Source organism: Pseudomonas sp. fls2-241-R2A-110 (genome assembly GCF_030209165.1).
In the GTDB taxonomy this organism is placed as follows: domain Bacteria; phylum Pseudomonadota; class Gammaproteobacteria; order Pseudomonadales; family Pseudomonadaceae; genus Aquipseudomonas.
In genome coordinates, this window is sequence record NZ_JARVSN010000010.1 from 302,012 (window position 1) to 323,170 (window position 21,159).

Below are 21,159 nucleotides of genomic sequence, written 5' to 3' on the forward strand. Positions count from 1 at the left end.
TGAACTTTGTGAGAATGTTGTCCTGGTAGACCGAAGACAAGGTTCAGGCCGGGCAGGGCGCCCAGCCTGAGCACTTGGGATCAATGGCTGCCGGAATGCCCGAAACCGCCCGCGCCACGTTCGGTTTCAACGAACTCTTCGACCATTTCGAAGTGCGCTTGAACCACGGGCACAAGTACCAGTTGGGCCAGGCGCTCGCCCACCACCATGTTGAAGTCGGTCTGGCCACGGTTCCAGCACGACACCATCAGCGGGCCCTGGTAGTCGGAGTCGATCAAGCCGACCAGGTTGCCCAGCACGATGCCGTGCTTATGGCCCAGGCCGGAGCGCGGCAGAATCAGCGCCGCCAAACCGGGATCGCCAATGTAAACGGACAGGCCTGTCGGGATCAGCACGGTTTCGCCCGGCTTGATCACGGTGTCTTTTTCCAGCATGGCGCGCAGGTCCAGGCCGGCGGAGCCTGGAGTGGCGTATTGCGGCAACGGAAATTCGGTACCGATGCGAGGGTCGAGGATCTTGGCTTGCAAAGCGTGCATGTAAATTAAACCTGGTTCAGACGTTCGGCGATAAAAGTGATCAGCTGGCGAGCAATCTTGCTCTTGCTGGTCTGGGCGAAGAGTGTGGCGTGAAGCTCACGGTCGATCACGCTGCAGGCGTTTTCTTCACTGTTGAAGCCAATGCTCGGGTTGGCGACGTCGTTGGCGACGATCAAATCGAGGTTCTTGTCTTTCAACTTGCGGGCAGCGTAGTCGAGCAGGTGTTCGGTTTCGGCGGCGAAACCGACACTGAACGGGCGGTCGGGGCGCGTGGCGATGGTGGCCAGGATGTCCGGGTTACGCACCATCTGTAGCAACAAGCCGTCGCCGTTCGTAGGGTCTTTCTTGAGTTTCTGTGGGGCGACGACTTCCGGGCGGTAGTCCGCGACCGCTGCCGAGGCGATGAACAGGTCGCAAGGGATCGCGGCTTCACAGGCAGCGAGCATGTCACGAGCGCTGACCACGTCGATGCGGGTGACGCGGTCCGGGGTCGGCAGGTGCACGGGGCCGGTGATCAATGTCACACGGGCGCCAGCTTCCACAGCGGCTTCGGCCAGGGCAAAACCCATTTTCCCGGAGCTGTGGTTGGTGATGTAGCGCACCGGGTCAATGTTTTCCTGGGTCGGGCCGGCGGTGATCAGCACGTGTTTGCCGGTCAATGCCTGACGCTTGAAGCAGTCCGCCGCGCATTGGGCAAGTTCGACGGCTTCGAGCATGCGGCCCAGGCCTACATCGCCACAGGCCTGGCTACCAGAGGCCGGGCCGAAAGCCTTGATGTCGCGGCTCTCGAGGGTTTTCAGGTTGGCCTGGGTCGCCGGGTCGCGCCACATGGCCTGGTTCATCGCCGGGGCAATGGCGACCACGGCGTCGGTGGCCAGCACCAGCGTGGTCAGCAGGTCGTCGGCGATGCCTTGGGCCAGGCGGGCAATCAGGTCCGCGGTGGCAGGGGCGATCAGCACCATGTCGGCCCATTTGGCCAGCTCGATGTGGCCCATTGCGGCTTCAGCTGCCGGGTCCAGCAGGTCGAGGTGAACCGGGTGGCCGGACAGCGCCTGCATGGTCAACGGAGTGATGAACTCGCTGCCGCCACGGGTCATGACCACGCGCACTTCAGCGCCCTGGTCGATCAGGCGGCGAACCAGGTCGGCGCTCTTGTAGGCAGCGATGCCGCCGCCGACGCCCAGAACGATGCGTTTCCGATACAGCCGCTGCATAGGTCTGCCTTTCATTTCGATGGTGGCTGCATGGCGATACCCCCTCCCCAGGGATGAAATCGCCCGCAAAAAAGATGGGCTACGATATCACAGCGACCGCTATGGAACAGCGGCGCCCACATTCCAGGGAGGTGCTATGAGTATTCGTGATTGGCCGGCGGCCGAGCGGCCGCGGGAGAGGTTGCTTGAGTTGGGCTCCGGGAGCCTTTCGGACGCCGAGCTGCTGGCGATTTTTTTACGAACCGGCGTATCGGGTAAAAGCGCGGTGGATCTGGCGCGACATCTGTTGAATCAGTTTGGCAGCCTGCGCTCATTACTTGAGGCCGATCAAGCTGCATTCAGCAGTCAGTTGGGACTGGGGCCTGCGAAATTTGCGCAGTTGCAAGCGGCCCAGGAAATGGGCCGGCGGCATCTGGCCGAGCGCGCACGGCAAAAATCGGCGCTGGAAAACCCACAGGCCGTTCGTGATTACCTGAAATCAATGCTGCGCCACGAGCCCCACGAGGTGTTTGGCTGTCTGTTTCTGGATTCCAGGCATCAAGTCCTGACCTTTGAAGTGTTGTTTCGCGGCTCCATCGACAACACCAGCGTGTATCCCAGGCAAGTGGTCAAGCGCGCCCTGGCCCACAACGCCGCCGCGCTGATCCTCTGCCACAACCATCCGTCAGGTAATACCAACCCCAGTCAAGCCGACCGAACACTGACCAAGCGCCTGCAAGAGGCGTTGGAGTTGATTGATGTGCGGGTGCTTGACCATTTCATCATCGGGGACGGGGAGCCGCTGTCGATGGCTGAGTACGGGTGGATGTGACTGGGTGCCGGAATTAATTGAGTCCATGTGGGAGCGAGCTTGCTCGCGATAGCGTCCCTTCAGTCACTGAATAGGATGACTGACACGATGCCATCGCGAGCAAGCTCGCTCCCACAGGGATTGGTGGTGGCGCGGATTACTTGAGGTTGACCTTGGAGTAGTCCTGGCGACCAAACGGGCTCACCGCATAACCCTCGACATCCTTGCGCGTTAGCGCGAAGGCTGTCGGGTGAGCCAGCGGCAGCCACAGCGCCTGCTGTTGGATCTGCGCCTGCGCCTGTTCGTAGAGTTTGGTGCGCACACCTTGCTCGCCGGTGGTCTTGCCAGCGCTGATCAGCTTGTCCAGGTCCTGGTTGCAGTAGCGCGCGAAATTGGTGCCTGACTTGACCGCGGCGCAGGAAAACTGCGGCGTCAGGAAGTTGTCCGGGTCGCCGTTATCGCCGGCCCAGCCCATGAACAGCAAGTCGTGCTCGCCGGCCTTGGCGCGGCGAATCAGCTCGCCCCACTCGATCACGCGGATCTCCGCCTGAATGCCGATTTCCGCGAGGTCGGACTGCAGCAATTGGGCGCCCAGGCTCGGGTTCGGATTCAGCAAGCTGCCCGACGGGCGGGTCCAGATGGTGGTCTGGAAGCCGTCCTTGAGTCCGGCCTTGGCCATCAATGCCTTGGCTTTCTCGACGTCATGGGGATAGCCCGGCAAACCTTTGGCGTAGCTCCAGGTGTTGGGCGGGTACGGGCCGTTGGCGGGCTCGGCGGTGTCTTCGAAAACGGCTTTGACGTAGTTGGCCTTGTCGAACGCGAGGTTGATGGCCTGGCGCACTTCAGGTTTATCGAGCGGCGGATGTTGGCTGTTGATGCCGACGAACGCGGTCATGAAGGCGTCGGTCTTTTCGACTTTCAACGTCGGCTCTTTCAGCGCGGCCTGTACGTCCAGAGGCTTGGGTGACAAGGCGATCTGGCATTCGTTGCGGCGCAGCTTCTGCAGCCGCACGTTGGCATCCGGGGTAATGGCGAAGATCAGCGGATCCACCGAAGGCTTGCCACGGAAGTAGTCCGGGTTGGCCTTGTAGCGAATCGAAGCGTCTTTCTGGAACCGCGTGAACACGAATGGACCGCTGCCGATCGGCTGGCTGTTAAATTTCTCCGGGGTGCCGGCCTTGAGCAGCTTGTCAGCGTATTCAGCTGAATAGATCGAAGCAAAGCCCATGCTCAGGGTTGCGAGGAAGGTCGAGTCCGGGTGGTCGAGGGTGAAGCGTATGGTCAGTGGGTCCAGTGCATCGATCTTCTTGATCAACGCTGGCAACTGCATCGACTGGGCGTGTGGAAAGCCACTTTGAGCCACTTGGTGCCAAGGGTGTGCCGGGTCGAGCATGCGGTCGAAACTGAACTTCACGTCTTCGGCGGTCAACTCACGCGTCGGGCTGAAATATTCAGTGCGGTGGAATTTCACCTGCGGGTGCAGTTTGAATACGTAGGTCAGGCCGTCTGGCGTGACTTCCCAGCTGTCTGCGAGGCTGGCGACCACTTTGCCGCTGGCGGTGTCGAAGTCCACCAGGCGATTCATCAGCACATCGGCCGAGGCATTGGTGGTGGTCAGCGAGTTGTACTGCACCACGTCAAACCCTTCAGGGCTGGCCTCGGTGCAGACGGTCAGGGCAGCGGCATGGGCCAGCGGGCTCAATAGAAGCGGGGCAAGCAGCAGCGGTAGGGCAGCGAGGCGCATGGTCGGATTCCTTTACAGATCGAAGGCCCATCTGCAAGTGCAGTCTGGAAAAGGCTTACCCTAGAGGGCTCTTTTGCAAATGACTATCCCCTTTTTCATTTTAAGGGGAGTATGTGCGATTGTTTTCGGTGCGTGCGGACCGAGGAAAACCCTGGATTGGCCTGTTGGCCGATTCTCTGCGACGAGCGGTCTTTGTCGACGATAGCCTTTATCCAAGGCGCTTGAAGCCAGAAAAACCGGGTTTTTATAAAGTCCGTGCACACGGAAAGTTGTTGCTCTCTAGTCTTTCTGGTATAAAGCAGCGCTCTTTTCTAGGGGCCCGGTTCCTTCACTTGTAGGTGTAGCCGGTAAGACCTCTAAAGAAACGCGGCGCCTGGCGCCAAATGACTGAGAGATTAAGCGGCCAACCCATGCCGGGTTGGGCATGTGGTTTTAGAGGGCTGAGGCATGTCGAGAGTATGTCAAGTTACCGGTAAGGGTCCGGTGACTGGGAATAACATTTCCCACGCAAACAACAAAACCCGTCGTCGTTTCCTGCCGAACCTGCAGCATCACCGCTTCTGGGTTGAAGAAGAGAAACGTTTCGTGCGTCTGCGCGTATCTGCCAAAGGCATGCGTATCATCGACAAGCGCGGCATCACTGTCGTGCTGGCCGAAATCCGCGCCGCTGGCAAGATCTAAGGGAGCTAATCATGCGTGAATTGATTCGTTTGATTTCGAGCGCCGGTACTGGTCATTTCTACACTACCGACAAGAACAAGCGCACTACTCCGGACAAAATCGAGATCAAGAAATTTGATCCGGTTGTTCGTAAGCACGTGATCTACAAAGAAGGCAAAATCAAGTAATTGATTTTTCCTCCTTACGAAAAAGGCCCGTATCGCGAGATACGGGCCTTTTTTGTTGCCTGAATTTTGTCGTGCTTGTCAGGGCCTCATCGCGAGCAAGCTCGCTCCCACAAGTTTTATGATCGACACCGATCCCCTGTGGGAGCGAGCTTGCTCGCGATGGGGCCGGCCAGGGCAACGCAAATCCTCAGGCCTTCTGTTCAAACGCCACATAGATCTTGCGGCACGTTTCCAGCACTTCCCAGGTGCCCCGGAACCCGGCCGGAATCACGAAGCGATCACCCGCGCGCACGGTTTTGCTGTTGCCGTCATTGTCGCGCAGCACTGAGACGCCCTGAACGATCTCGCAGTATTCGTGCTCGGTGAAATTCACCAGCCACTGGCCAACAGCGCCTTCCCAAACGCCTGCGTTCAACTGTCCGCAAGGGCTGTTGTAGTGGTTGTAAACCACTTGTTCCGGGTCGCCTTTGAGGATTTTTGCCTGGTCCGGTTTATAGCGTTCGGGCTCGGTTTTGGCTTGGCTGAAGTCGACGACATCCTGGATATTCATTGTTCTAATCCCCCGTGATTGCGGCGCTGTGGCTGGAAAGCCCAAAGTCTATGTTTATTAAAATGAACATCGCAAGGCCGTTTGCCGGCCTTATGTCAAATATATTGAAACATGAGGGGCGGCTGGTTTAGGGTGGCAGTTGCCTTGGGCCGAAAATGCAGGCTGGCCGGGCAGAATTCCTGAGGACGCCCGCGAAGAACGCGGGGCGCTCGTATTCAACAAGAGGAGGACACTCGAATGACCACCCTGACTCGTGCCGATTGGGAACAACGGGCTCGCGATCTGAAGATCGAAGGCCGCGCCTACATCAATGGCGAATACACCGATGCCGTCTCCAGCGAGACCTTCGAGTGCATCAGCCCGGTCGATGGCCGTCTGCTGGGCAAGATTGCCAGCTGTGACGCCGCCGACGCCCAGCGCGCTGTTGAAAACGCCCGCGCCACCTTCAATTCCGGCGTCTGGTCGCGCCTGGCGCCGACCAAACGCAAAGCCACCATGATCCGTTTCGCCGGCCTGCTGAAACAGCACGCCGAAGAGCTGGCCCTGCTTGAAACCCTGGACATGGGTAAGCCGATCAGCGACTCCCTGTACATCGACGTTCCCGGCGCGGCGCAAGCCCTGAGCTGGAGCGGTGAAGCCATCGACAAGATTTACGACGAAGTCGCCGCCACCCCGCACGATCAGTTGGGTCTGGTGACTCGCGAACCGGTCGGCGTGGTTGGCGCCATCGTGCCTTGGAACTTCCCGCTGATGATGGCTTGCTGGAAACTCGGCCCGGCGCTGTCCACCGGCAACTCGGTAATCCTCAAACCATCCGAAAAATCGCCGCTGACGGCTATTCGCATCGCGGCCCTGGCCGTTGAAGCCGGCATCCCGAAAGGCGTGCTGAACGTACTGCCGGGTTACGGTCACACCGTCGGCAAGGCCCTGGCTCTGCACAATGATGTCGACACTCTGGTGTTCACCGGTTCGACCAAGATCGCCAAGCAACTGCTGATCTACTCGGGCGAATCGAACATGAAGCGCGTCTGGCTTGAAGCCGGCGGCAAGAGCCCGAACATCGTGTTCGCCGATGCCCCGGACCTGCAAGCCGCAGCCGAAGCCGCCGCAGGCGCCATTGCCTTCAACCAGGGCGAAGTCTGCACCGCCGGTTCGCGCCTGCTGGTCGAGCGTTCGATCAAGGACACTTTCCTGCCGCTGGTGATCGAAGCGCTGAAAACCTGGAAGCCGGGTAATCCGCTGGATCCTGCGACCAACGTCGGCGCTCTGGTCGATACCCAGCAGATGAACACCGTGCTGTCCTACATCGAGTCTGGCCATGCCGACGGTGCCAAACTGGTGGCGGGCGGCAAGCGCACGCTTCAGGAAACCGGTGGCACTTACGTTGAGCCGACGATTTTCGACGGTGTGAACAACGCGATGAAAATCGCCCAGGAAGAGATTTTTGGTCCGGTACTGTCGGTGATCGCATTCGACACAGCCGAAGAAGCCATCGCGATTGCCAACGACACGCCGTATGGCCTGGCTGCAGCGGTGTGGACCAAGGACATCTCCAAGGCCCACCTGACTGCCCGTGCGCTGCGTGCCGGTAGCGTTTGGGTCAACCAGTACGACGGTGGCGACATGACTGCACCGTTCGGTGGCTTCAAACAGTCGGGCAACGGCCGTGACAAGTCGCTGCATGCGTTCGACAAGTACACCGAGCTGAAGGCGACCTGGATCAAGTTGTAATCTGTAGCGGGCCCCGAGACCGGGGCCCGGCTCAACGAAGATCCCCTGTGGGAGCGAGCTTGCTCGCGATAGCGGTCTGACAGTCGACGTCATTGTTGAATGTGAAACCGTTATCGCGAGCAAGCTCGCTCCCACAGTGTTTTGTGTTGTACATAAAAATATCCACAGGAGCGTGGAACATGCGTTGGGCGACTTATTTCGCCGTGTTGGCGTCTGTCTTGAGTGTCGGCCTGGCCCTGGGCGTCAGCATGCCACTGGTGTCGTTTCGCCTGGAAAGCTGGGGTTACGGGTCATTTGCCATTGGTGTGATGGCGGCGATGCCGGCCATTGGCGTGTTGCTGGGCGCGAAAATTTCCAGCCATCTGGCGGCGCGTCTGGGCACGGCCAATCTGATGCGCATGTGCCTGTGGGGCGGGGCGTTGTCCATTGGTTTACTGGCGCTTTTGCCAAGCTATCCGATCTGGTTGCTGTTGCGGTTGATGATCGGGGTGATCCTGACGCTGGTCTTTATCCTCGGTGAGAGCTGGATCAATCAACTGGTGGTCGAGCAATGGCGCGGGCGACTGGTGGCGTTGTACGGCAGCAGTTATGCGTTGAGCCAGCTGGCCGGGCCACTGCTGCTTGGTGTGTTGGGCACGGACCACGATTACGGATTCTGGGTCGGCGTCGGCTTGCTCACGGCCGCGCCGCTCCTGTTGCTGGGTCGCAGCGGCGCGCCCACCAGCGAAGCCTGCAGCGTGACCTTCAGCGACTTGCTGGGCTTTTGCCGTGGCTTGCCGGCGATTGCCTGGGCGGTGTCGTTGTTCGCGGCGTTTGAAGCGATGATCCTGACTTTGTTGCCGGTTTATTGCCTGCGCCAGGGCTTCACCACGGACATCGCGTTGGCGATGGTCAGCACCGTGGTGATCGGCGATGCCTTGTTGCAACTGCCGATTGGCGCGCTGGCGGATCGCTTGTCCCGTCGCGCGCTGTTCACCGGGTGCGCAGTCGTGTTGCTGGTATCGAGCCTGGCGATTCCGTTGCTCATCGATACGTTGCTGATCTGGCCGCTGTGGGTGTTGTTCGGTGCCAGTGCCGGCGGGCTGTTCACCTTGTCACTGATCCTGATCGGCGAGCGCTATCGCGACGATGCGCTGGTGCGGGCCAATGCGCATATCGCGCAGTTGTGGGGGATTGGCTGCCTGGTCGGACCGCTGGCGGCCGGGGCTGGCAGCCAATGGATCAGCGGGCATGCGTTGCCGTTGCTGATGGCGGCGGGTGCCTTGGGCCTGGTGATTCTATTGTCGCGACAAGGCGCGTTTGGCGCGGTGACTGAAGCGGCTTGAAGCTGAACGTCCAGTCAGCCAATCGTCCCTGTCAAAGCATCCGCTCCAGGCCTACGGTCGTGCTCATCCACGCCCCGAACCGCCGCCACCAGCTTCCCGGCTCGGTGGTCAGGGTGTGCAGCTTGCCGTTGTCTTCGGTGACCCAGACCACCTTGCCGTTTTCCAGTTTCGCCTGATAACTCAGGGGTGGCGCCATGCCTTGCATCGCCAGTTCGCGAACACGGGCTGCCAGCTCGGGGCTGTCCACCAGCACCCCGACTTCGGTGTTCCACAGTACCGAGCGCGGGTCGAAATTGAACGAGCCGACAAAGGATTTCTGCTGGTCGAAAATCATTGCCTTGCTGTGCAGGCTGGAATCGGAGCCACGGTAGGCCTTGCTGTGAAACACATGCGGACCGCTGCCTCCACCCGCACCCGGCTGGCGCCGCAGTTCGAACAACTGCACGCCGTGTTCCAGCAACGCCTTGCGATACGGCGCATAACCGCCATGCACAGCCGGCACGTCAGTGGCTTCCAGCGAGTTGGTCAGCAACTTCACCGACACCCCGGCGTCGGCGCGGCCTGTCAGGTACACCAGCCCCGGCTGTCCGGGGACGAAGTACGCCGAGATCATGATCAGCTCTTTACTGACACCTTTGAGCTCGGGGGCCAACTGCGTGGTCAGCAGCAAATGCGGATCGGGTTCGTCCTTGGCCAATACCTTGCTCGGCGCGTCCCATAGCGCCTGGTTCCATGCCCAGATCAGTTCCCGGCGCCAAATGTCCAGGCGCGGATGGGTGGTGAACCTCATGAGTTGCTTATAGAGCGCGTGATTCTGTTTGCGGGTTTCTTGCAGTGACTCTTCCAGCCGCGTGCGGGTGTTCTCCAGGTCCTTGGCGGTCGGTTTGCTGGAGAGAAATTCGTCGATCGGCTTGCTCAGCGCGCTGTTCCAGTATTGGTCAAAACTGTGCCCGAGCTGTTCGGCGACCGGCCCGACGCTGAGCATGTCGATGTCGGTGAAATTCAGATTTGGTTCAGCGTCGAAATACTCGTCCCCCAGATTGCGTCCGCCCACAATGGCCACGCTGTTGTCTGCCAGCCACAGCTTGTTGTGCATGCGTCGGTGTTGCTGCGAGAGGTTGAGTATTCGTCCGGCGGTGCGTGTTACGCCGGTGCTGCGGCCAAGGTGCAGCGGATTGAACAGACGTATCTGGATGTACGGATGCGCTGCCAGCGTGGCGATGACCTGGTCAAGGCCATCGCTGGTGGTGTCATCGAGCAGGATCCGTACTCGTACGCCACGGTCGGCAGCCTTCAGCAACTCCTCAACCAGCATCCGCGTGCTGATGCCGTCATGAACGATGTAGTACTGCAAATCGAGGCTGCTTTGAGCATTGCGGATCAACTCGGCGCGGGCCGTGAAGGCTTCGGTGCTGTTGGACAACAGGCGAAAGCCAGACTGCCCTTGGTGAAGCGCGGCCTGGGCCTGGATCGAGCGGCCGAATGCCGAGTCGCTGGCGGGCAACGCCTGGCTCGGTTCGCGAGGAACGTCGAGGGTCGCGCAGCCACCAAGAAACGAGGTGAGTAGCAGAAGAGCGGGCAGTGGCTGTCTGAATCTCACGTGAGATCGTTCCGAGTGGCGGCAATTATCGGCATATGGACGCTGGTTTTGCGAGAAAGGTCAGTCTGGCGTTCAGTCGTTTTGCGCCAGTAGCTGGATGGCGGCCGCGCCGACCTTGCGCACTGCGTCTTCGATCTGCGGTGTGGGCTTGGCGGCGTAGTTCATGCGCAGGCAATTGCGGTATTTGCCCGAGGCGGAAAAAATACTGCCGACGGCAATCTGTACGCCTTGATCGTGCAGGGCACGATTCAGTTTCAGGGTGTCGAAACCTTCCGGCAATTCAACCCACAGCATGAAGCTGCCTTGCGGACGGCTGGCGCGGGTGCCAGCGGGGAAGTAGCGGGTAACCCAGTCGATCATCAGGTCGCGATTGCGCTGGTATTGCGTGCGCATCCGCCGCAAATGCGGTTCGAAATGCCCGGCCTTGAGAAATTCGGCAATGGCAATCTGCGGCTGCGGCGCGGTAGAGCCGGTGCTGATGTATTTCATGTGCAGCACCCGTTCCAGATACCGGCCCGGTGCAACCCAGCCAATGCGCAAGCCCGGCGCCAGTGTCTTGGAAAAAGAGCTGCAAAGCAGGACGCGACCGTCCTCGTCGAAGGATTTGATCGTGCGCGGGCGTGGATAGCTGTAGGAGAGTTCGCCATACACATCGTCTTCGATGATCGCCACGTCGAAACGCTGTGCGAGCGTCAACAGCGCGCGTTTTCGCGACTCCGGCATGATGTAGCCCAGAGGGTTGTTGCAGTTTGGGGTCAACTGTATGGCCTTGATCGGCCATTGCTCGAGGGCCAGTTCGAGCGCATCTAGGCTGATCCCGGTGATCGGGTCGGTCGGGATTTCCAGAGCCTTCATGCCCAGGCCCTTGAGGGTCTGCATGGCGCCGTGAAAGCTCGGCGAGTCCACGGCCACGATGTCGCCGGGCTCACAAATGGAGCGAATGCTGGTGGACAGCGCTTCGTGGCAACCCGTGGTAATCACCAGATCGCTGGCAGTCAATTGGCAGCCGGAATCGAGCATCAGGCGGGCGATCTGTTCGCGCAGTTCGAGGGTGCCGTAGATGTTGTCGTAATACAGACCGGGCATGTCCTGGCGTCGACTGATTCGCGCAAGGTTGCGCAGCAGCGGTTTCATGGTCGGCGTGGTGATGTCCGGCATGCCGCGGCCCAGTTGCACAACATCCTTGCGCGGCACGGCGCGGATCAGCTCCAGCACCTGATCCCATTGCGAAATATCCACCGGGCGCTGGGCCGGGCGGCCAATCGCCGGCAACTCCGGCAGTTCGCGACCCACCGGCACGAAATAGCCGGACTTGGGTTTGGGCGTCGCCAGCCCGCTGTCTTCCAGCATGCGGTACGCCTGCTGGACCGTGCTCAGGCTGACGCCATGTTCAACACTCAATGCCCGCACCGAGGGCAGCCGGTCACCGGGGCGATAGAAGCCCTGTTCGATACGTGTGCCGAGCAATTCGGCGAGGTTGACGTAAAGGGTCATGGCGCAGTCTCGGTTTGGGTGATTCGGTTAACCAGTACAGATGGGGCAAAAATACAGGATTCAGTGGCAGAAGCACCTAATCTGTATGGAGTTAATACAGTTACGTTGAATCTGTAATGCTTTTTGCCGTCCGCGCATCATGAAAGCTCTGGCTACCCAAGTAAACAGGAGCAATCAAAATGAACGGCTTGAGCGATGTGCGGCTGACGTTACACAGTCAGGAACTGGCGGCAGGGCAATACAACGGCGCGCGCGGGGCGGTCATGCGCAACGCACCGTCCGGCCTGAGTCGCTGGGGTCTGTTCTGGCATCGCCTGCACACGCGCAAGGCGTTGCTTGAGCTGACGCCGGAGCAACTCAGGGATGTGGGATTGAGTCGCGAGCAGGCGCGGGAGGAGGGGCTCAAGCCTTTCTGGCGGATCTGAGTTTTGTGGCGCTCTTAAGGGCCTCTTCGCGGGCAAGCCCGCTCCCACAGTGGTTTTTGGTATCCGCAAATTTTGTGTTCACCACCCAACCCTGTGGGAGCGGGCTTGCCCGCGATGGCGTCCGCAAGGGCGCAACAAAACTCTCAGACCAACTCTTTAAGCCGATGCCACAACATCCCTAACGCCAACAACGGCGAACGCAAATGCTTGCCGCCGGGGAAGGTGACATGGGGAACCCGGGCGAACAGATCAAACCCTCCACTCTGCTGCCCACTGATCGCTTCACCCAACAACTTGCCCGCCAAGTGCGTGGCATTTACTCCATGGCCGGAATACGCCTGGGCGTAATACACATTCGGCTGATCCTTGAGCCGACCGATCTGCGGCAATCGATTCGCACCAATGCCGATCATCCCGCCCCATTGATAGTCGATCTTTACCTCGGCCAGTTGCGGGAAAACTTCCAGCATTTTCGGGCGCATGTAGGCGCCGATGTCCTTCGGATCGCGACCCGAATAGTGGCAAGCACCGCCGAACAGCAAGCGCCGATCCGCCGAAAGCCGGTAGTAATCCAGCGCCACCCGCTGATCGCAGACCGCCATGTTCTGCGGCAGCAGCGAGTGGGCCAGTTCCTCACTCAATGGCTCGGTGGCAATGATGTAGCTGCCCGCGGGCAGAACCTTGCCGCTGAGTTCGGGATTGAGTTCATTGAGGTAAGCGTTGCAGCCCAGCACCAGTGTCTTCGCACGCACCGAGCCTTGGGCGGTATGGACCTTGACCTCGGGGCCATACTCGATGCGGGTCACGGCCGATTGTTCGAACAGTTTCACCCCCAACTGCTGCGCGGCCGCCGCTTCGCCCAGTGCCAGGTTCAGGGGGTGCAAATGGCCGGAGCCCATGTCGATCAAGCCACCGACGTAGCGGTCGGAACCCACCACCGAGTGCATTTCATTGGCTTGCAGCAGACGGGTCTCGTAGCGGTAACCGAGGCTGCGCAGTTCTTCGGCGTCTTCGGCAAAACCTTCGAGATCGCGAGGCTTGTTCGCCAGATCGCAGTAGCCCCAGGTCAGGTCGCAGGGAATCTGAAAGCGCTCGACCCGTTGCCGGACGATGTCCACCGCTTCCAGGCCCATGAGTTTCAACTGACGCACGCCGTCCGCACCGATGACATTGGCGAACTGATCAAGGCCGTGACCGACGCCGCGAATCAACTGGCCGCCATTGCGTCCGCTGGCGCCCCAGCCGATCTTGTGCGCTTCCAGCAGCACCACGCTGAAGCCGCGTTCGGCCAGCTCCAGTGCCGTGTTCAGCCCTGAAAATCCGCCGCCGACCACGCACACATCCGCCACCAGCTCTCCTTGCAACACCGGATGATCGGGTTGCGGCAGGCTGCTGGCCGCGTAATAGGAGGCAGCGTGCCGGTGGTTTGGTGCAGGTTGCTGGGCACGGGCAGTCATGTGCGTCGTCCTGATTTTTGTGTCTAGAAAATTTGACGGAGCATAAGCCGGGCACTCCAACACGGGCAACATTGGTCGGTTGCCGCTGTCTGGATCGGGGCTTTTGCGTCAGAATCCCGGTCTATCCCGCCATTGGTTAGCGCTTCGATGAGTTGCAACAGTCAGAAAATCCGCACGTTGCGCCAACAGATTCCCTCGTTCGAGTGCGTCCCCGGCTGTCATGACTGCTGTGGCCCGGTCACCACGTCACCGGAAGAAATGTCGCGCCTGCCGCGCAAGACCCGGGCCGAGCAGGATGCGGCGATGGATGAACTCAACTGCGTACACCTGGGGCCCGACGGCTGCACGGTGTATGACGAACGGCCGCTGATTTGCCGGCTGTTCGGCACGACCAAGACGTTGCCTTGCCCCAATGGGCGCGGGCCGGTGGAGCTGATTCATCCGCGGGTGGAGAAGCAGATTCATGAGTACATGGCCAGCACCCGCCAAGTCCTGGTTTGATCGTTCCCACGCTCTGCGTGGGAATGCAGCCCGGGACGCTCTGCGTCCCAACGAGCCGAACGCGGAGCGTCCGTTGAGGCGTTCCTACGCGGAGCGTAGGAACGATCAGTGTCGGCTCAATCCGGAATCGGCAGGCTCAGGCTCTCTTTTACCTCTTCCATCACGATATAGCTCTTGGATTCGCGCACATGCGGCAGCTTGAGCAGAATGTCGCCCAGCAGCTTGCGGTACGAGGCCATCTCGGAAATCCGCGCCTTCACCAGGTAGTCGAAATCCCCTGACACCAGGTGACACTCCAGCACATGGGGCAGTTTGAGCACCGCGCGTCGGAACTCCTCGAAAGTATCGCCCGATTTGTAATCCAGACTGATCTCCACGAACACCAGAAGACTGCCCTTGAGGTGCTGCGGATTGAGCCGGGCGTTGTAGCCCATGATGATCCCTTCACGCTCCAGGCGCCGCACCCGCTCGGTACACGGCGTGGTCGAGAGCCCGACCTTTTCCCCAAGCTCGGTGAAGGAGATGCGGCCGTCCGCTTGCAGGATCCGCAGGATGTTGCGGTCGATCTTGTCCAGCTCACGTTTGGTTTGAGTGTTGGTACGCATAGGGGATGCGCCTCCGTCAAAAGGGTTTTTGCCGAGAATTCTCGCCAAATATAGGCAGTTATATAGTGAAAAGCACTGCCTAATCTTTTTTACACTGCGCACATCAATGCTCTACAACTACGAACGTCAGCGGCAAGCCGCGATGAGGGATATGAAAATGCGCGTTATGGTCTTGGGTAGCGGCGTCATCGGTACCACCAGTGCTTATTATCTGGCGCGTGCCGGATTCGAAGTGGTGGTGGTGGACCGTCAGCCAGCCGCTGCCATGGAGACCAGTTTCGCCAACGCCGGGCAGGTCTCGCCGGGTTATGCCTCGCCGTGGGCCGCGCCGGGTGTGCCGCTCAAGGCCATCAAGTGGCTGCTGCAGCGCCACGCACCGCTGGCGATCAAGGCGACTGCCGATATCGACCAATACTTGTGGATGGCGCAGATGCTGCGCAACTGCACCGCCAACCGTTATGCAGTGAACAAGGAGCGCATGGTCCGTCTGTCCGAGTACAGCCGTGACTGCCTCGACGAATTGCGCGCTGAAACCGGCATTGCCTACGAAGGCCGCAGCCTTGGGACGACCCAGCTGTTCCGCACTCAGGCCCAGCTCGATGGCGCGGCGAAAGACATCTCCGTGCTGAAAGAGTCTGGCGTACCGTTCGAACTGCTCGACCGCGCCGGCATTGCCCGCGTTGAGCCGGCGCTGGCCGGCGTCACCGACATCCTCGCCGGTGCCTTGCGTCTGCCGAACGATCAGACGGGCGACTGCCAGATGTTCACCACTCGCCTGGCCGAAATGGCCGTCAAGATGGGCGTGGAATTCCGTTTCGGCCAGGATATCCAGAAGCTCGATTTCGCCGGTGACCGCATCAACGGCGTGTGGATCGACGGCAAGCTGGAAACCGCTGACCGCTACGTGCTGGCCCTCGGCAGCTACTCGCCGCAACTGCTCAAGCCACTGGGGATCAAGGCGCCGGTGTACCCGCTCAAGGGTTACTCGCTGACCGTGCCGATCACCAACCCGGCGATGGCCCCGACGTCGACCATTCTCGACGAGACCTACAAGGTCGCGATCACCCGTTTCGACAACCGCATCCGCGTCGGCGGCATGGCTGAAATCGCCGGTTTTGACCTGTCGCTGAACCCGCGTCGGCGCGAAACCCTGGAGATGATCGTCAACGACCTCTATCCTCAGGGCGGCGATCTGGCCGAGGCCAGTTTCTGGACCGGTCTGCGCCCGACCACTCCTGATGGCACGCCAATTGTTGGCGCCACACCGTTCAAGAATCTGTTCCTGAACACCGGTCACGGCACACTCGGCTGGACCATGGCTTGTGGCTCCGGTCGCTTGCTGGCTGACCTGATGGCGAAGAAAACGCCGCAGATCAGCGCCGAAGGTCTCGATATTTCCCGTTACGGTAAAAAAACCCAGGAGTCCGCAAAACATGTCAATCCAGCGCCAGCTCACCAATGAGCGCATGAGCCAGATCGTCAGCCATAACGGCACCGTGTATCTGGCAGGGCAAGTCGGCGACGATATGAACGCCGGGATTGAACAGCAGACCCGTGAAAGCCTTGCCAACATCGAGCGTTTGCTGGATCTGGCGGGGACCGACAAGCACCATTTGCTGTCGGTGACGATTTACTTGAAAGACATTGATGCGCACTTCGAAGGCATGAATGCGGTATGGGACAAGTGGCTGCCAAAAGGCGTCGCCCCGGCCCGCGCGACTGTTGAGTCGAAGCTGTGTGAACCGGAAATTCTGGTTGAGCTGTCGGTTGTCGCCGCTCTGCCATAAGCCTGTCAGAAAGATCCCTCTTCCGGTGCTGTCGGCGGTTCACGCCGCCCGCCAGCGCCGGTTTTTATTCCAATGACCGCCTAGAAGCCTGCCGCCATGCGTCCAGCCCGTGCCCTGATCGACCTTCAAGCCCTGCGTCACAACTACCAGATCGCCCGTGAAATCACTGGGGCCAAGGCCCTCGCGGTCATCAAGGCCGATGCCTACGGCCATGGCGCGGTGCGTTGCGCCCAGGCGCTGGAAGCCGAGGCGGACGGATTCGCCGTGGCGTGTATCGAAGAGGCGTTGGAGCTGCGTGCCGCCGGTATTCGTGCGCCGGTATTGTTGCTCGAAGGTTTTTTCGAAGCCGATGAGCTGTCGCTGATCGTCGAGCATGATTTCTGGTGCGTGGTGCATTCGTTGTGGCAGCTCGAAGCCATCGAGAAAGCCACGTTGAGCAAGCCGATCACGGTCTGGCTCAAGCTCGATTCGGGCATGCACCGCGTGGGGCTGCATCCCAAGGATTATCAGGCGGCCTATCAACGGCTGCTGGCCAGCGGCAAGGTGGCGAAGATTGTGCTGATGAGCCACTTCGCCCGGGCCGATGAGCTGCACGATCAGGCTAGCGCCGAGCAAGTCGCGGTGTTTGAAGCCGCGCGTAAAGGTTTGTCGGCCGAGATCAGTCTGCGCAACTCGCCAGCAGTGCTGGGTTGGCCGCAGATTCCGAGCGATTGGGTTCGTCCCGGCATCATGCTCTACGGCGCGACGCCGTTTGAGGAAGCCAACGCCGTAGCATCGCGCCTGCAACCGGTGATGACGCTGGAATCGAAAGTGATCTGCGTGCGGGAACTGCCGGCTGGTGAGCCGATTGGTTACGGTGCCAAATTCATTACGCCCAAGCCGATGCGTGTCGGCGTGGTGGCCATGGGTTACGCCGATGGTTACCCGCGCCAGGCGCCGACCGGTACGCCGGTGTTGGTCGCCGGACAACGCAGTCAGTTGATCGGCCGGGTGTCGATGGACATGCTCTGCATCGACCTGACCGATGTGCCGCAGGCCGGTCTGGGTTCCACTGTCGAGTTGTGGGGTAAAAACATCCTCGCCAGTGATGTCGCGGCGGCTGCCGGGACGATTCCTTACCAAATCTTCTGCAACCTGCGTCGGGTGCCAATGCTCTATTGCGAGGGTTAAGGCCAAACGCTACGCACCGGAAGTCGCCTCGCTGAACAGGATTCAGGTCCAAGTGTTGTAAATACTGAACGCTCTCGCCATGATAACGCTCAATATTCAAACAACCTGAATCCCTGGAGGCGCTAGCATTGGACGTCGGTGAACGACTGCAATCCATCCGTAAGCTCAAAGGACTTTCCCAGCGTGAGCTCGCCAAGCGCGCGGGTGTGACCAACAGCACGATTTCGATGATCGAGAAGAACAGCGTCAGTCCCTCGATCAGTTCGCTGAGGAAAGTCCTGGGCGGGATTCCCATGTCCATGGTCGAGTTCTTTTCCGAAGAAATCCTGCAGGAAAAACCGACGCAGATCGTCTACAAAGCCAACGAACTGATCGATATTTCCGATGGCGCAGTGACCATGAAACTCGTCGGCCGGGCTCATCCGAGCCGGGCTATCGCATTCCTCAATGAAATCTACCCGCCTGGCGCCGACACCGGTGACGAAATGCTCACCCATGAGGGCGAGGAAACCGGGATTTTGGTAGAAGGGCGACTGGAATTGGTGGTCGGGCTCGAAACTTTTGTGCTCGAAGCCGGCGACAGCTACTACTTTGAAAGTACCAAGCCACACCGTTTCCGTAATCCGTTCGATGCGCCGGCGCGACTAATCAGCGCAGCCACGCCAGCCAATTTCTAAGAGAAGAGGCGTCCTGCCAGTATGGCGGCGGCACCCGAAGTGTTTTTCCGCCGCGTCACAAGACCCCTTCGACTTTGGGGTTGTTTCAGTGCGGCGGGCTTACCGTTATACTTGCGCCCGCCTGCGAACCGTGGCCGTGGGCGTGACTAGCCACCATTGAGGGTGAACGCGTGAATCTAATTATGAAAATGCTGGCTGCACCAGCAACCGTATTGGCCCTATGGGCTGTCAGCGCTCAAGCTGCGACGAACGACGATATTGCCAAGCGCCTTGAGCCTGTCGGCCAGGTCTGTGTGACAGGTCAAGAGTGCAAGGGGATGGAAGTGGCTGCCTCTGCTGGCGGCGGCGGTGCCAAAACCCCTGATGAAGTGATTGCAAAACATTGCAACGCTTGCCACGGCACCGGCCTGTTGGGCTCGCCGAAAATCGGCGACGCGGCGGACTGGGGCAAACGTGCCAAAGAACAAGGCGGCCTTGACGGTCTGTTGGCCAAAGCCATCACCGGTATCAATTCCATGCCGCCAAAAGGCACCTGTGCCGATTGCTCCGATCCCGAGCTGAAAGGCGCGATCGAGAAGATGTCCGGCCTGAAATAAGCCTGTATCTTCAACAAAAAGCCGCTTGCGAGCGGCTTTTTTGTGCCCGCGATTTACCCTCGCAGGCTATTCATTGCAGCAAAGACACGGCAAGCTCGGTCCAACCCCAATTCACGGAATGTAAGGGAAGATCAGATGGTGCAGCTGTGTTCTATCGAGCAAGCGGTCGATGATGTGTTGGCGCGGTTGCCAGCGCATATCCACATGGGTCTGCCACTCGGTCTGGGTAAACCCAACCATTTCGTCAATGCGCTGTTCCAGCGTGTCGCGCAATTGCCCGAGCGGCAGCTGACGATCTACACCGCCTTGTGCCTGGGCCGTCCTGCCTTGGGCGACGGTTTGCAAAAGCGCTTTCTCGAACCCTTCATCGAGCGGGTGTTTGGCGATTATCCGGAACTGGATTTCCTTGCGGGACTGCAGCGCGACAGCCTGCCGAGCAACATTCATGTGCATCAATTCTTCATGCAACCGGGCAGCCTTCTCCATAGTGCGTCGGCCCAGCAGGATTACGTCAGCAGCAACTACAGCCATGCCGCGCGGGACATCAATGCCGCCGGTTTGAACCTGGTGGCGCAATTGGTGGCCAGCCATGGCGAGCACCCCGATCGCCTCAGTCTGAGCTGCAACTCGGACATCACCCTCGACCTGTTTCCAATGATCGCCAAACGGCGGGCGGCGGGTGAGACGATCCTGCTGGTCGGTCAGGTGCACAACGACCTGCCCTATATGCCGGGGGATGCGGAAGTCGGCATCGACGCTTTCGACCTGTTGATCGACGAGAAGGACAACACCACATTGTTCTCGACGCCGAACATGCCCGTCGGATTCCAGGATCACTTCATCGGCTTGCACGCCAGCACCCTGGTGCGCGATGGCGGCACGTTGCAGATCGGCATTGGCTCCATGGGCGATGCCCTGACCGCCGCCTTGTTGGCGCGGCAGGCTGACAATGTCGGTTACAAGGCCTTGCTGGCAGATATCAATCTCAGCCAGTGGGCGCAATTGATTGATCGCGAAGGCGGTGTCGAGCCCTTCGCCAAAGGCCTCTACGGTTGCAGCGAAATGTTCGTCAACGGTTTGCTGGTGCTGGCCGATGCAGGGATCGTGCGGCGCAAGGTCTACCCGGACGTGCCGACCCAGCAACAGGCGAATGCCGGCACCCTGGACGAAGCCGCGCAAAGCGACGGCATCTCGGTGCACGGCGGGTTCTTCCTCGGGCCACGCAGTTTCTACGAGCGCTTGCGCGAACTGCCGCAAAACAAGCGGCTCGAATTCAACATGACCCGCATCAGCTACATCAACGAGCTCTACGGTCAGGAAGAACTCAAACGCTTGCAGCGCCTCGATGCGCGTTTCATCAACACCGCGTTTACCATGACGTTGCTCGGTGCCGGCGTGGCCGATCAATTGGAAGACGGTCGGGTGCTCAGCGGCGTTGGCGGACAATACAATTTCGTCGCCCAGGGCCATGCGCTGGAAGGCGCGCGTTCAGTGTTGATCCTGCGCAGCTGGCGCGAGGCGGGGGGCGAAGTCAGTTCGAACATCGTCTGGGAATATGGCCACTGCACGATCCCGCGGCATTTGCGTGACATCGTTGTCACCGAATACGGCATCGCCGATTTGCGCGGCAAGACTGACGCGGCGGTGATCGAGGCGTTACTCAACATCAGCGACTCTCGCTTCCAGCCGGGATTGATCGAGCAGGCACAGAGCGTTGGCAAGTTGCCGAAGAATTTCCGTATCGATCCGCGTTTTGCCGACAACAGTCCGCAGCGTTTGCAGGCGATCCAGGCACAGCATCCGAACTTGTTTCCGGAGTATCCGCTGGGGTGCGATTTCACTGAGGTGGAGCGGGATCTGTTGCGGGCGCTGAACTGGCTGAAGAGCAAATTCAAGCTGACGGAGATTCTGGAGCTTGGCAAGGCCGCGCTGGATGCGCCAGAACCTTCATCGTTTCCCGAGCATCTGGAGCGGATGGAGCTGACGAAGCCGGAAGGTTTGAAAGAGGATTTGTTTCAGCGACTGTTGCTCACCGGCCTGAAGGCCACCACGCAATAACGGCCAGCACAAAACAACTTTGGGAGCCAGCCTGCTGGCTCCCACAGGGGA

At 59.9% G+C, this 21,159-nt stretch carries 21 protein-coding genes; 13 read left to right on the forward strand and 8 right to left on the reverse strand.

All coding sequences use genetic code 11. The features are described from left to right. Positions 1-80 precede the first annotated feature (80 nt). Entirely contained in the window at positions 81-536 is a 456-nt protein-coding gene (gene dut, locus QRN31_RS09605) for a dUTP diphosphatase (protein WP_059403885.1), read from the reverse strand. 5 nt (positions 537-541) lie between these two features. Continuing rightward, a complete protein-coding gene (gene coaBC, locus QRN31_RS09610; protein WP_090178016.1) occupies positions 542-1,750 on the reverse strand; it encodes a bifunctional phosphopantothenoylcysteine decarboxylase/phosphopantothenate--cysteine ligase CoaBC in 1,209 nt (402 codons plus the stop codon). A 136-nt stretch (positions 1,751-1,886) separates the two neighbouring features. Here coaBC and radC point away from each other — a divergent pair, with 136 nt between their 5' ends. Then, the gene (radC, locus tag QRN31_RS09615) at positions 1,887-2,561 is read left to right on the forward strand and encodes a RadC family protein (protein ID WP_285431672.1); all 675 of its coding nucleotides are present in this window, start codon (positions 1,887-1,889) and stop codon (positions 2,559-2,561) included. 136 nt (positions 2,562-2,697) lie between these two features. Here radC and QRN31_RS09620 read toward each other — a convergent pair whose 3' ends face one another. Next, positions 2,698-4,284 carry an ABC transporter substrate-binding protein gene (locus QRN31_RS09620; protein WP_285431673.1) on the reverse strand — a complete coding sequence of 529 codons (1,587 nt, stop codon included), beginning with the start codon at positions 4,282-4,284 and terminating at the stop codon, positions 2,698-2,700. Between the two features lie 447 nt (positions 4,285-4,731). Between QRN31_RS09620 and rpmB the strand changes: the two genes are divergently transcribed. Beyond that, positions 4,732-4,965, forward strand: a complete 234-nt coding sequence (gene rpmB / locus QRN31_RS09625) for a 50S ribosomal protein L28 (RefSeq protein WP_003176907.1) — start codon at positions 4,732-4,734, stop codon at positions 4,963-4,965. A gap of 11 nt (positions 4,966-4,976) precedes the next feature. Continuing rightward, positions 4,977-5,132 carry a 50S ribosomal protein L33 gene (gene rpmG / locus QRN31_RS09630; protein WP_007894709.1) on the forward strand — a complete coding sequence of 52 codons (156 nt, stop codon included), beginning with the start codon at positions 4,977-4,979 and terminating at the stop codon, positions 5,130-5,132. A 187-nt stretch (positions 5,133-5,319) separates the two neighbouring features. Here rpmG and QRN31_RS09635 read toward each other — a convergent pair whose 3' ends face one another. Then, positions 5,320-5,682 carry a cupin domain-containing protein gene (locus tag QRN31_RS09635; RefSeq protein ID WP_259154030.1) on the reverse strand — a complete coding sequence of 121 codons (363 nt, stop codon included), beginning with the start codon at positions 5,680-5,682 and terminating at the stop codon, positions 5,320-5,322. Between the two features lie 237 nt (positions 5,683-5,919). On the opposite strand from QRN31_RS09635, the gene QRN31_RS09640 reads away from it, so the two are divergent. Both QRN31_RS09640 and QRN31_RS09645 read left to right on the forward strand, forming a co-directional pair. After that, positions 5,920-7,413 carry an aldehyde dehydrogenase gene (locus QRN31_RS09640; RefSeq protein WP_285431676.1) on the forward strand — a complete coding sequence of 498 codons (1,494 nt, stop codon included), beginning with the start codon at positions 5,920-5,922 and terminating at the stop codon, positions 7,411-7,413. 179 nt (positions 7,414-7,592) lie between these two features. Then, positions 7,593-8,738 (forward strand): MFS transporter, encoded by a 1,146-nt coding sequence (locus QRN31_RS09645; RefSeq protein WP_285431677.1) that lies wholly within the window; start codon positions 7,593-7,595, stop codon positions 8,736-8,738. Positions 8,739-8,769: 31 nt separating this feature from the next. Here QRN31_RS09645 and QRN31_RS09650 read toward each other — a convergent pair whose 3' ends face one another. Both QRN31_RS09650 and QRN31_RS09655 read right to left on the reverse strand, forming a co-directional pair. Continuing rightward, the gene (locus QRN31_RS09650; RefSeq protein WP_285431678.1) at positions 8,770-10,338 is read right to left on the reverse strand and encodes a phospholipase D family protein; all 1,569 of its coding nucleotides are present in this window, start codon (positions 10,336-10,338) and stop codon (positions 8,770-8,772) included. 72 nt (positions 10,339-10,410) lie between these two features. After that, on the reverse strand, positions 10,411-11,832 hold the full coding sequence (locus tag QRN31_RS09655) for an aminotransferase-like domain-containing protein (protein WP_285431680.1): 1,422 nt from the start codon (positions 11,830-11,832) through the stop codon (positions 10,411-10,413). A gap of 179 nt (positions 11,833-12,011) precedes the next feature. On the opposite strand from QRN31_RS09655, the gene QRN31_RS09660 reads away from it, so the two are divergent. After that, positions 12,012-12,257: a DUF1127 domain-containing protein gene (locus QRN31_RS09660; RefSeq protein WP_285431682.1), complete on the forward strand. Its 246-nt coding sequence runs from the start codon at positions 12,012-12,014 to the stop codon at positions 12,255-12,257. A 143-nt stretch (positions 12,258-12,400) separates the two neighbouring features. Here QRN31_RS09660 and QRN31_RS09665 read toward each other — a convergent pair whose 3' ends face one another. Continuing rightward, complete coding sequence (locus QRN31_RS09665; protein ID WP_285431683.1) at positions 12,401-13,714, reverse strand: NAD(P)/FAD-dependent oxidoreductase; 1,314 nt, start codon at positions 13,712-13,714, stop codon at positions 12,401-12,403. Between the two features lie 147 nt (positions 13,715-13,861). On the opposite strand from QRN31_RS09665, the gene QRN31_RS09670 reads away from it, so the two are divergent. Further along, the gene (locus QRN31_RS09670) at positions 13,862-14,215 is read left to right on the forward strand and encodes a YkgJ family cysteine cluster protein (protein WP_064680422.1); all 354 of its coding nucleotides are present in this window, start codon (positions 13,862-13,864) and stop codon (positions 14,213-14,215) included. A 116-nt stretch (positions 14,216-14,331) separates the two neighbouring features. On the opposite strand, the gene QRN31_RS09675 is transcribed toward QRN31_RS09670, so the two are convergent. Next, on the reverse strand, positions 14,332-14,820 hold the full coding sequence (locus QRN31_RS09675; RefSeq protein ID WP_003177284.1) for an Lrp/AsnC ligand binding domain-containing protein: 489 nt from the start codon (positions 14,818-14,820) through the stop codon (positions 14,332-14,334). 157 nt (positions 14,821-14,977) lie between these two features. Between QRN31_RS09675 and dadA the strand changes: the two genes are divergently transcribed. The 6 genes from dadA to QRN31_RS09705 all read left to right on the forward strand — a co-directional run bounded on the left by dadA (position 14,978) and on the right by QRN31_RS09705 (position 21,108). Beyond that, positions 14,978-16,282 (forward strand): D-amino acid dehydrogenase, encoded by a 1,305-nt coding sequence (gene dadA, locus QRN31_RS09680; RefSeq protein ID WP_285431685.1) that lies wholly within the window; start codon positions 14,978-14,980, stop codon positions 16,280-16,282. After that, positions 16,254-16,607, forward strand: a complete 354-nt coding sequence (locus QRN31_RS09685; protein ID WP_285431687.1) for a RidA family protein — start codon at positions 16,254-16,256, stop codon at positions 16,605-16,607. The genes dadA and QRN31_RS09685 overlap by 29 nt, the downstream gene beginning before the upstream one ends. 96 nt (positions 16,608-16,703) lie before the next feature. After that, the gene (alr, locus tag QRN31_RS09690) at positions 16,704-17,777 is read left to right on the forward strand and encodes an alanine racemase (protein WP_285431689.1); all 1,074 of its coding nucleotides are present in this window, start codon (positions 16,704-16,706) and stop codon (positions 17,775-17,777) included. A gap of 128 nt (positions 17,778-17,905) precedes the next feature. Continuing rightward, positions 17,906-18,454 carry a cupin domain-containing protein gene (locus QRN31_RS09695; RefSeq protein ID WP_007947433.1) on the forward strand — a complete coding sequence of 183 codons (549 nt, stop codon included), beginning with the start codon at positions 17,906-17,908 and terminating at the stop codon, positions 18,452-18,454. 182 nt (positions 18,455-18,636) lie between these two features. Continuing rightward, on the forward strand, positions 18,637-19,050 hold the full coding sequence (locus QRN31_RS09700; protein WP_315903125.1) for a c-type cytochrome: 414 nt from the start codon (positions 18,637-18,639) through the stop codon (positions 19,048-19,050). 135 nt (positions 19,051-19,185) lie between these two features. Then, on the forward strand, positions 19,186-21,108 hold the full coding sequence (locus tag QRN31_RS09705) for an acetyl-CoA hydrolase/transferase C-terminal domain-containing protein (protein ID WP_285431690.1): 1,923 nt from the start codon (positions 19,186-19,188) through the stop codon (positions 21,106-21,108). The last annotated feature ends 51 nt before the right edge of the window (positions 21,109-21,159 follow it).

Excerpts from the sequence above, each read along its gene's own strand:
- QRN31_RS09640 (WP_285431676.1), top strand. The coding sequence starts at position 5,920 with ATGACCACCCTGACTCGTGCCGATTGGGAACAACGGGCTCGCGATCTG.
- QRN31_RS09665 (WP_285431683.1), bottom strand. The coding sequence starts at position 13,714 with ATGACTGCCCGTGCCCAGCAACCTGCACCAAACCACCGGCACGCTGCC.
- QRN31_RS09660 (WP_285431682.1), top strand. The coding sequence starts at position 12,012 with ATGAACGGCTTGAGCGATGTGCGGCTGACGTTACACAGTCAGGAACTG.
- QRN31_RS09670 (WP_064680422.1), top strand. The coding sequence starts at position 13,862 with ATGAGTTGCAACAGTCAGAAAATCCGCACGTTGCGCCAACAGATTCCC.
- alr (WP_285431689.1), top strand. The coding sequence starts at position 16,704 with ATGCGTCCAGCCCGTGCCCTGATCGACCTTCAAGCCCTGCGTCACAAC.
- QRN31_RS09685 (WP_285431687.1), top strand. The coding sequence starts at position 16,254 with ATGTCAATCCAGCGCCAGCTCACCAATGAGCGCATGAGCCAGATCGTC.
- rpmB (WP_003176907.1), top strand. The coding sequence starts at position 4,732 with ATGTCGAGAGTATGTCAAGTTACCGGTAAGGGTCCGGTGACTGGGAAT.
- QRN31_RS09705 (WP_285431690.1), top strand. The coding sequence starts at position 19,186 with ATGGTGCAGCTGTGTTCTATCGAGCAAGCGGTCGATGATGTGTTGGCG.
- dut (WP_059403885.1), bottom strand. The coding sequence starts at position 536 with ATGCACGCTTTGCAAGCCAAGATCCTCGACCCTCGCATCGGTACCGAA.
- QRN31_RS09645 (WP_285431677.1), top strand. The coding sequence starts at position 7,593 with ATGCGTTGGGCGACTTATTTCGCCGTGTTGGCGTCTGTCTTGAGTGTC.
- QRN31_RS09655 (WP_285431680.1), bottom strand. The coding sequence starts at position 11,832 with ATGACCCTTTACGTCAACCTCGCCGAATTGCTCGGCACACGTATCGAA.
- QRN31_RS09675 (WP_003177284.1), bottom strand. The coding sequence starts at position 14,820 with ATGCGTACCAACACTCAAACCAAACGTGAGCTGGACAAGATCGACCGC.
- QRN31_RS09635 (WP_259154030.1), bottom strand. The coding sequence starts at position 5,682 with ATGAATATCCAGGATGTCGTCGACTTCAGCCAAGCCAAAACCGAGCCC.
- rpmG (WP_007894709.1), top strand. The coding sequence starts at position 4,977 with ATGCGTGAATTGATTCGTTTGATTTCGAGCGCCGGTACTGGTCATTTC.
- dadA (WP_285431685.1), top strand. The coding sequence starts at position 14,978 with ATGCGCGTTATGGTCTTGGGTAGCGGCGTCATCGGTACCACCAGTGCT.
- radC (WP_285431672.1), top strand. The coding sequence starts at position 1,887 with ATGAGTATTCGTGATTGGCCGGCGGCCGAGCGGCCGCGGGAGAGGTTG.
- QRN31_RS09620 (WP_285431673.1), bottom strand. The coding sequence starts at position 4,284 with ATGCGCCTCGCTGCCCTACCGCTGCTGCTTGCCCCGCTTCTATTGAGC.
- coaBC (WP_090178016.1), bottom strand. The coding sequence starts at position 1,750 with ATGCAGCGGCTGTATCGGAAACGCATCGTTCTGGGCGTCGGCGGCGGC.
- QRN31_RS09700 (WP_315903125.1), top strand. The coding sequence starts at position 18,637 with ATGAAAATGCTGGCTGCACCAGCAACCGTATTGGCCCTATGGGCTGTC.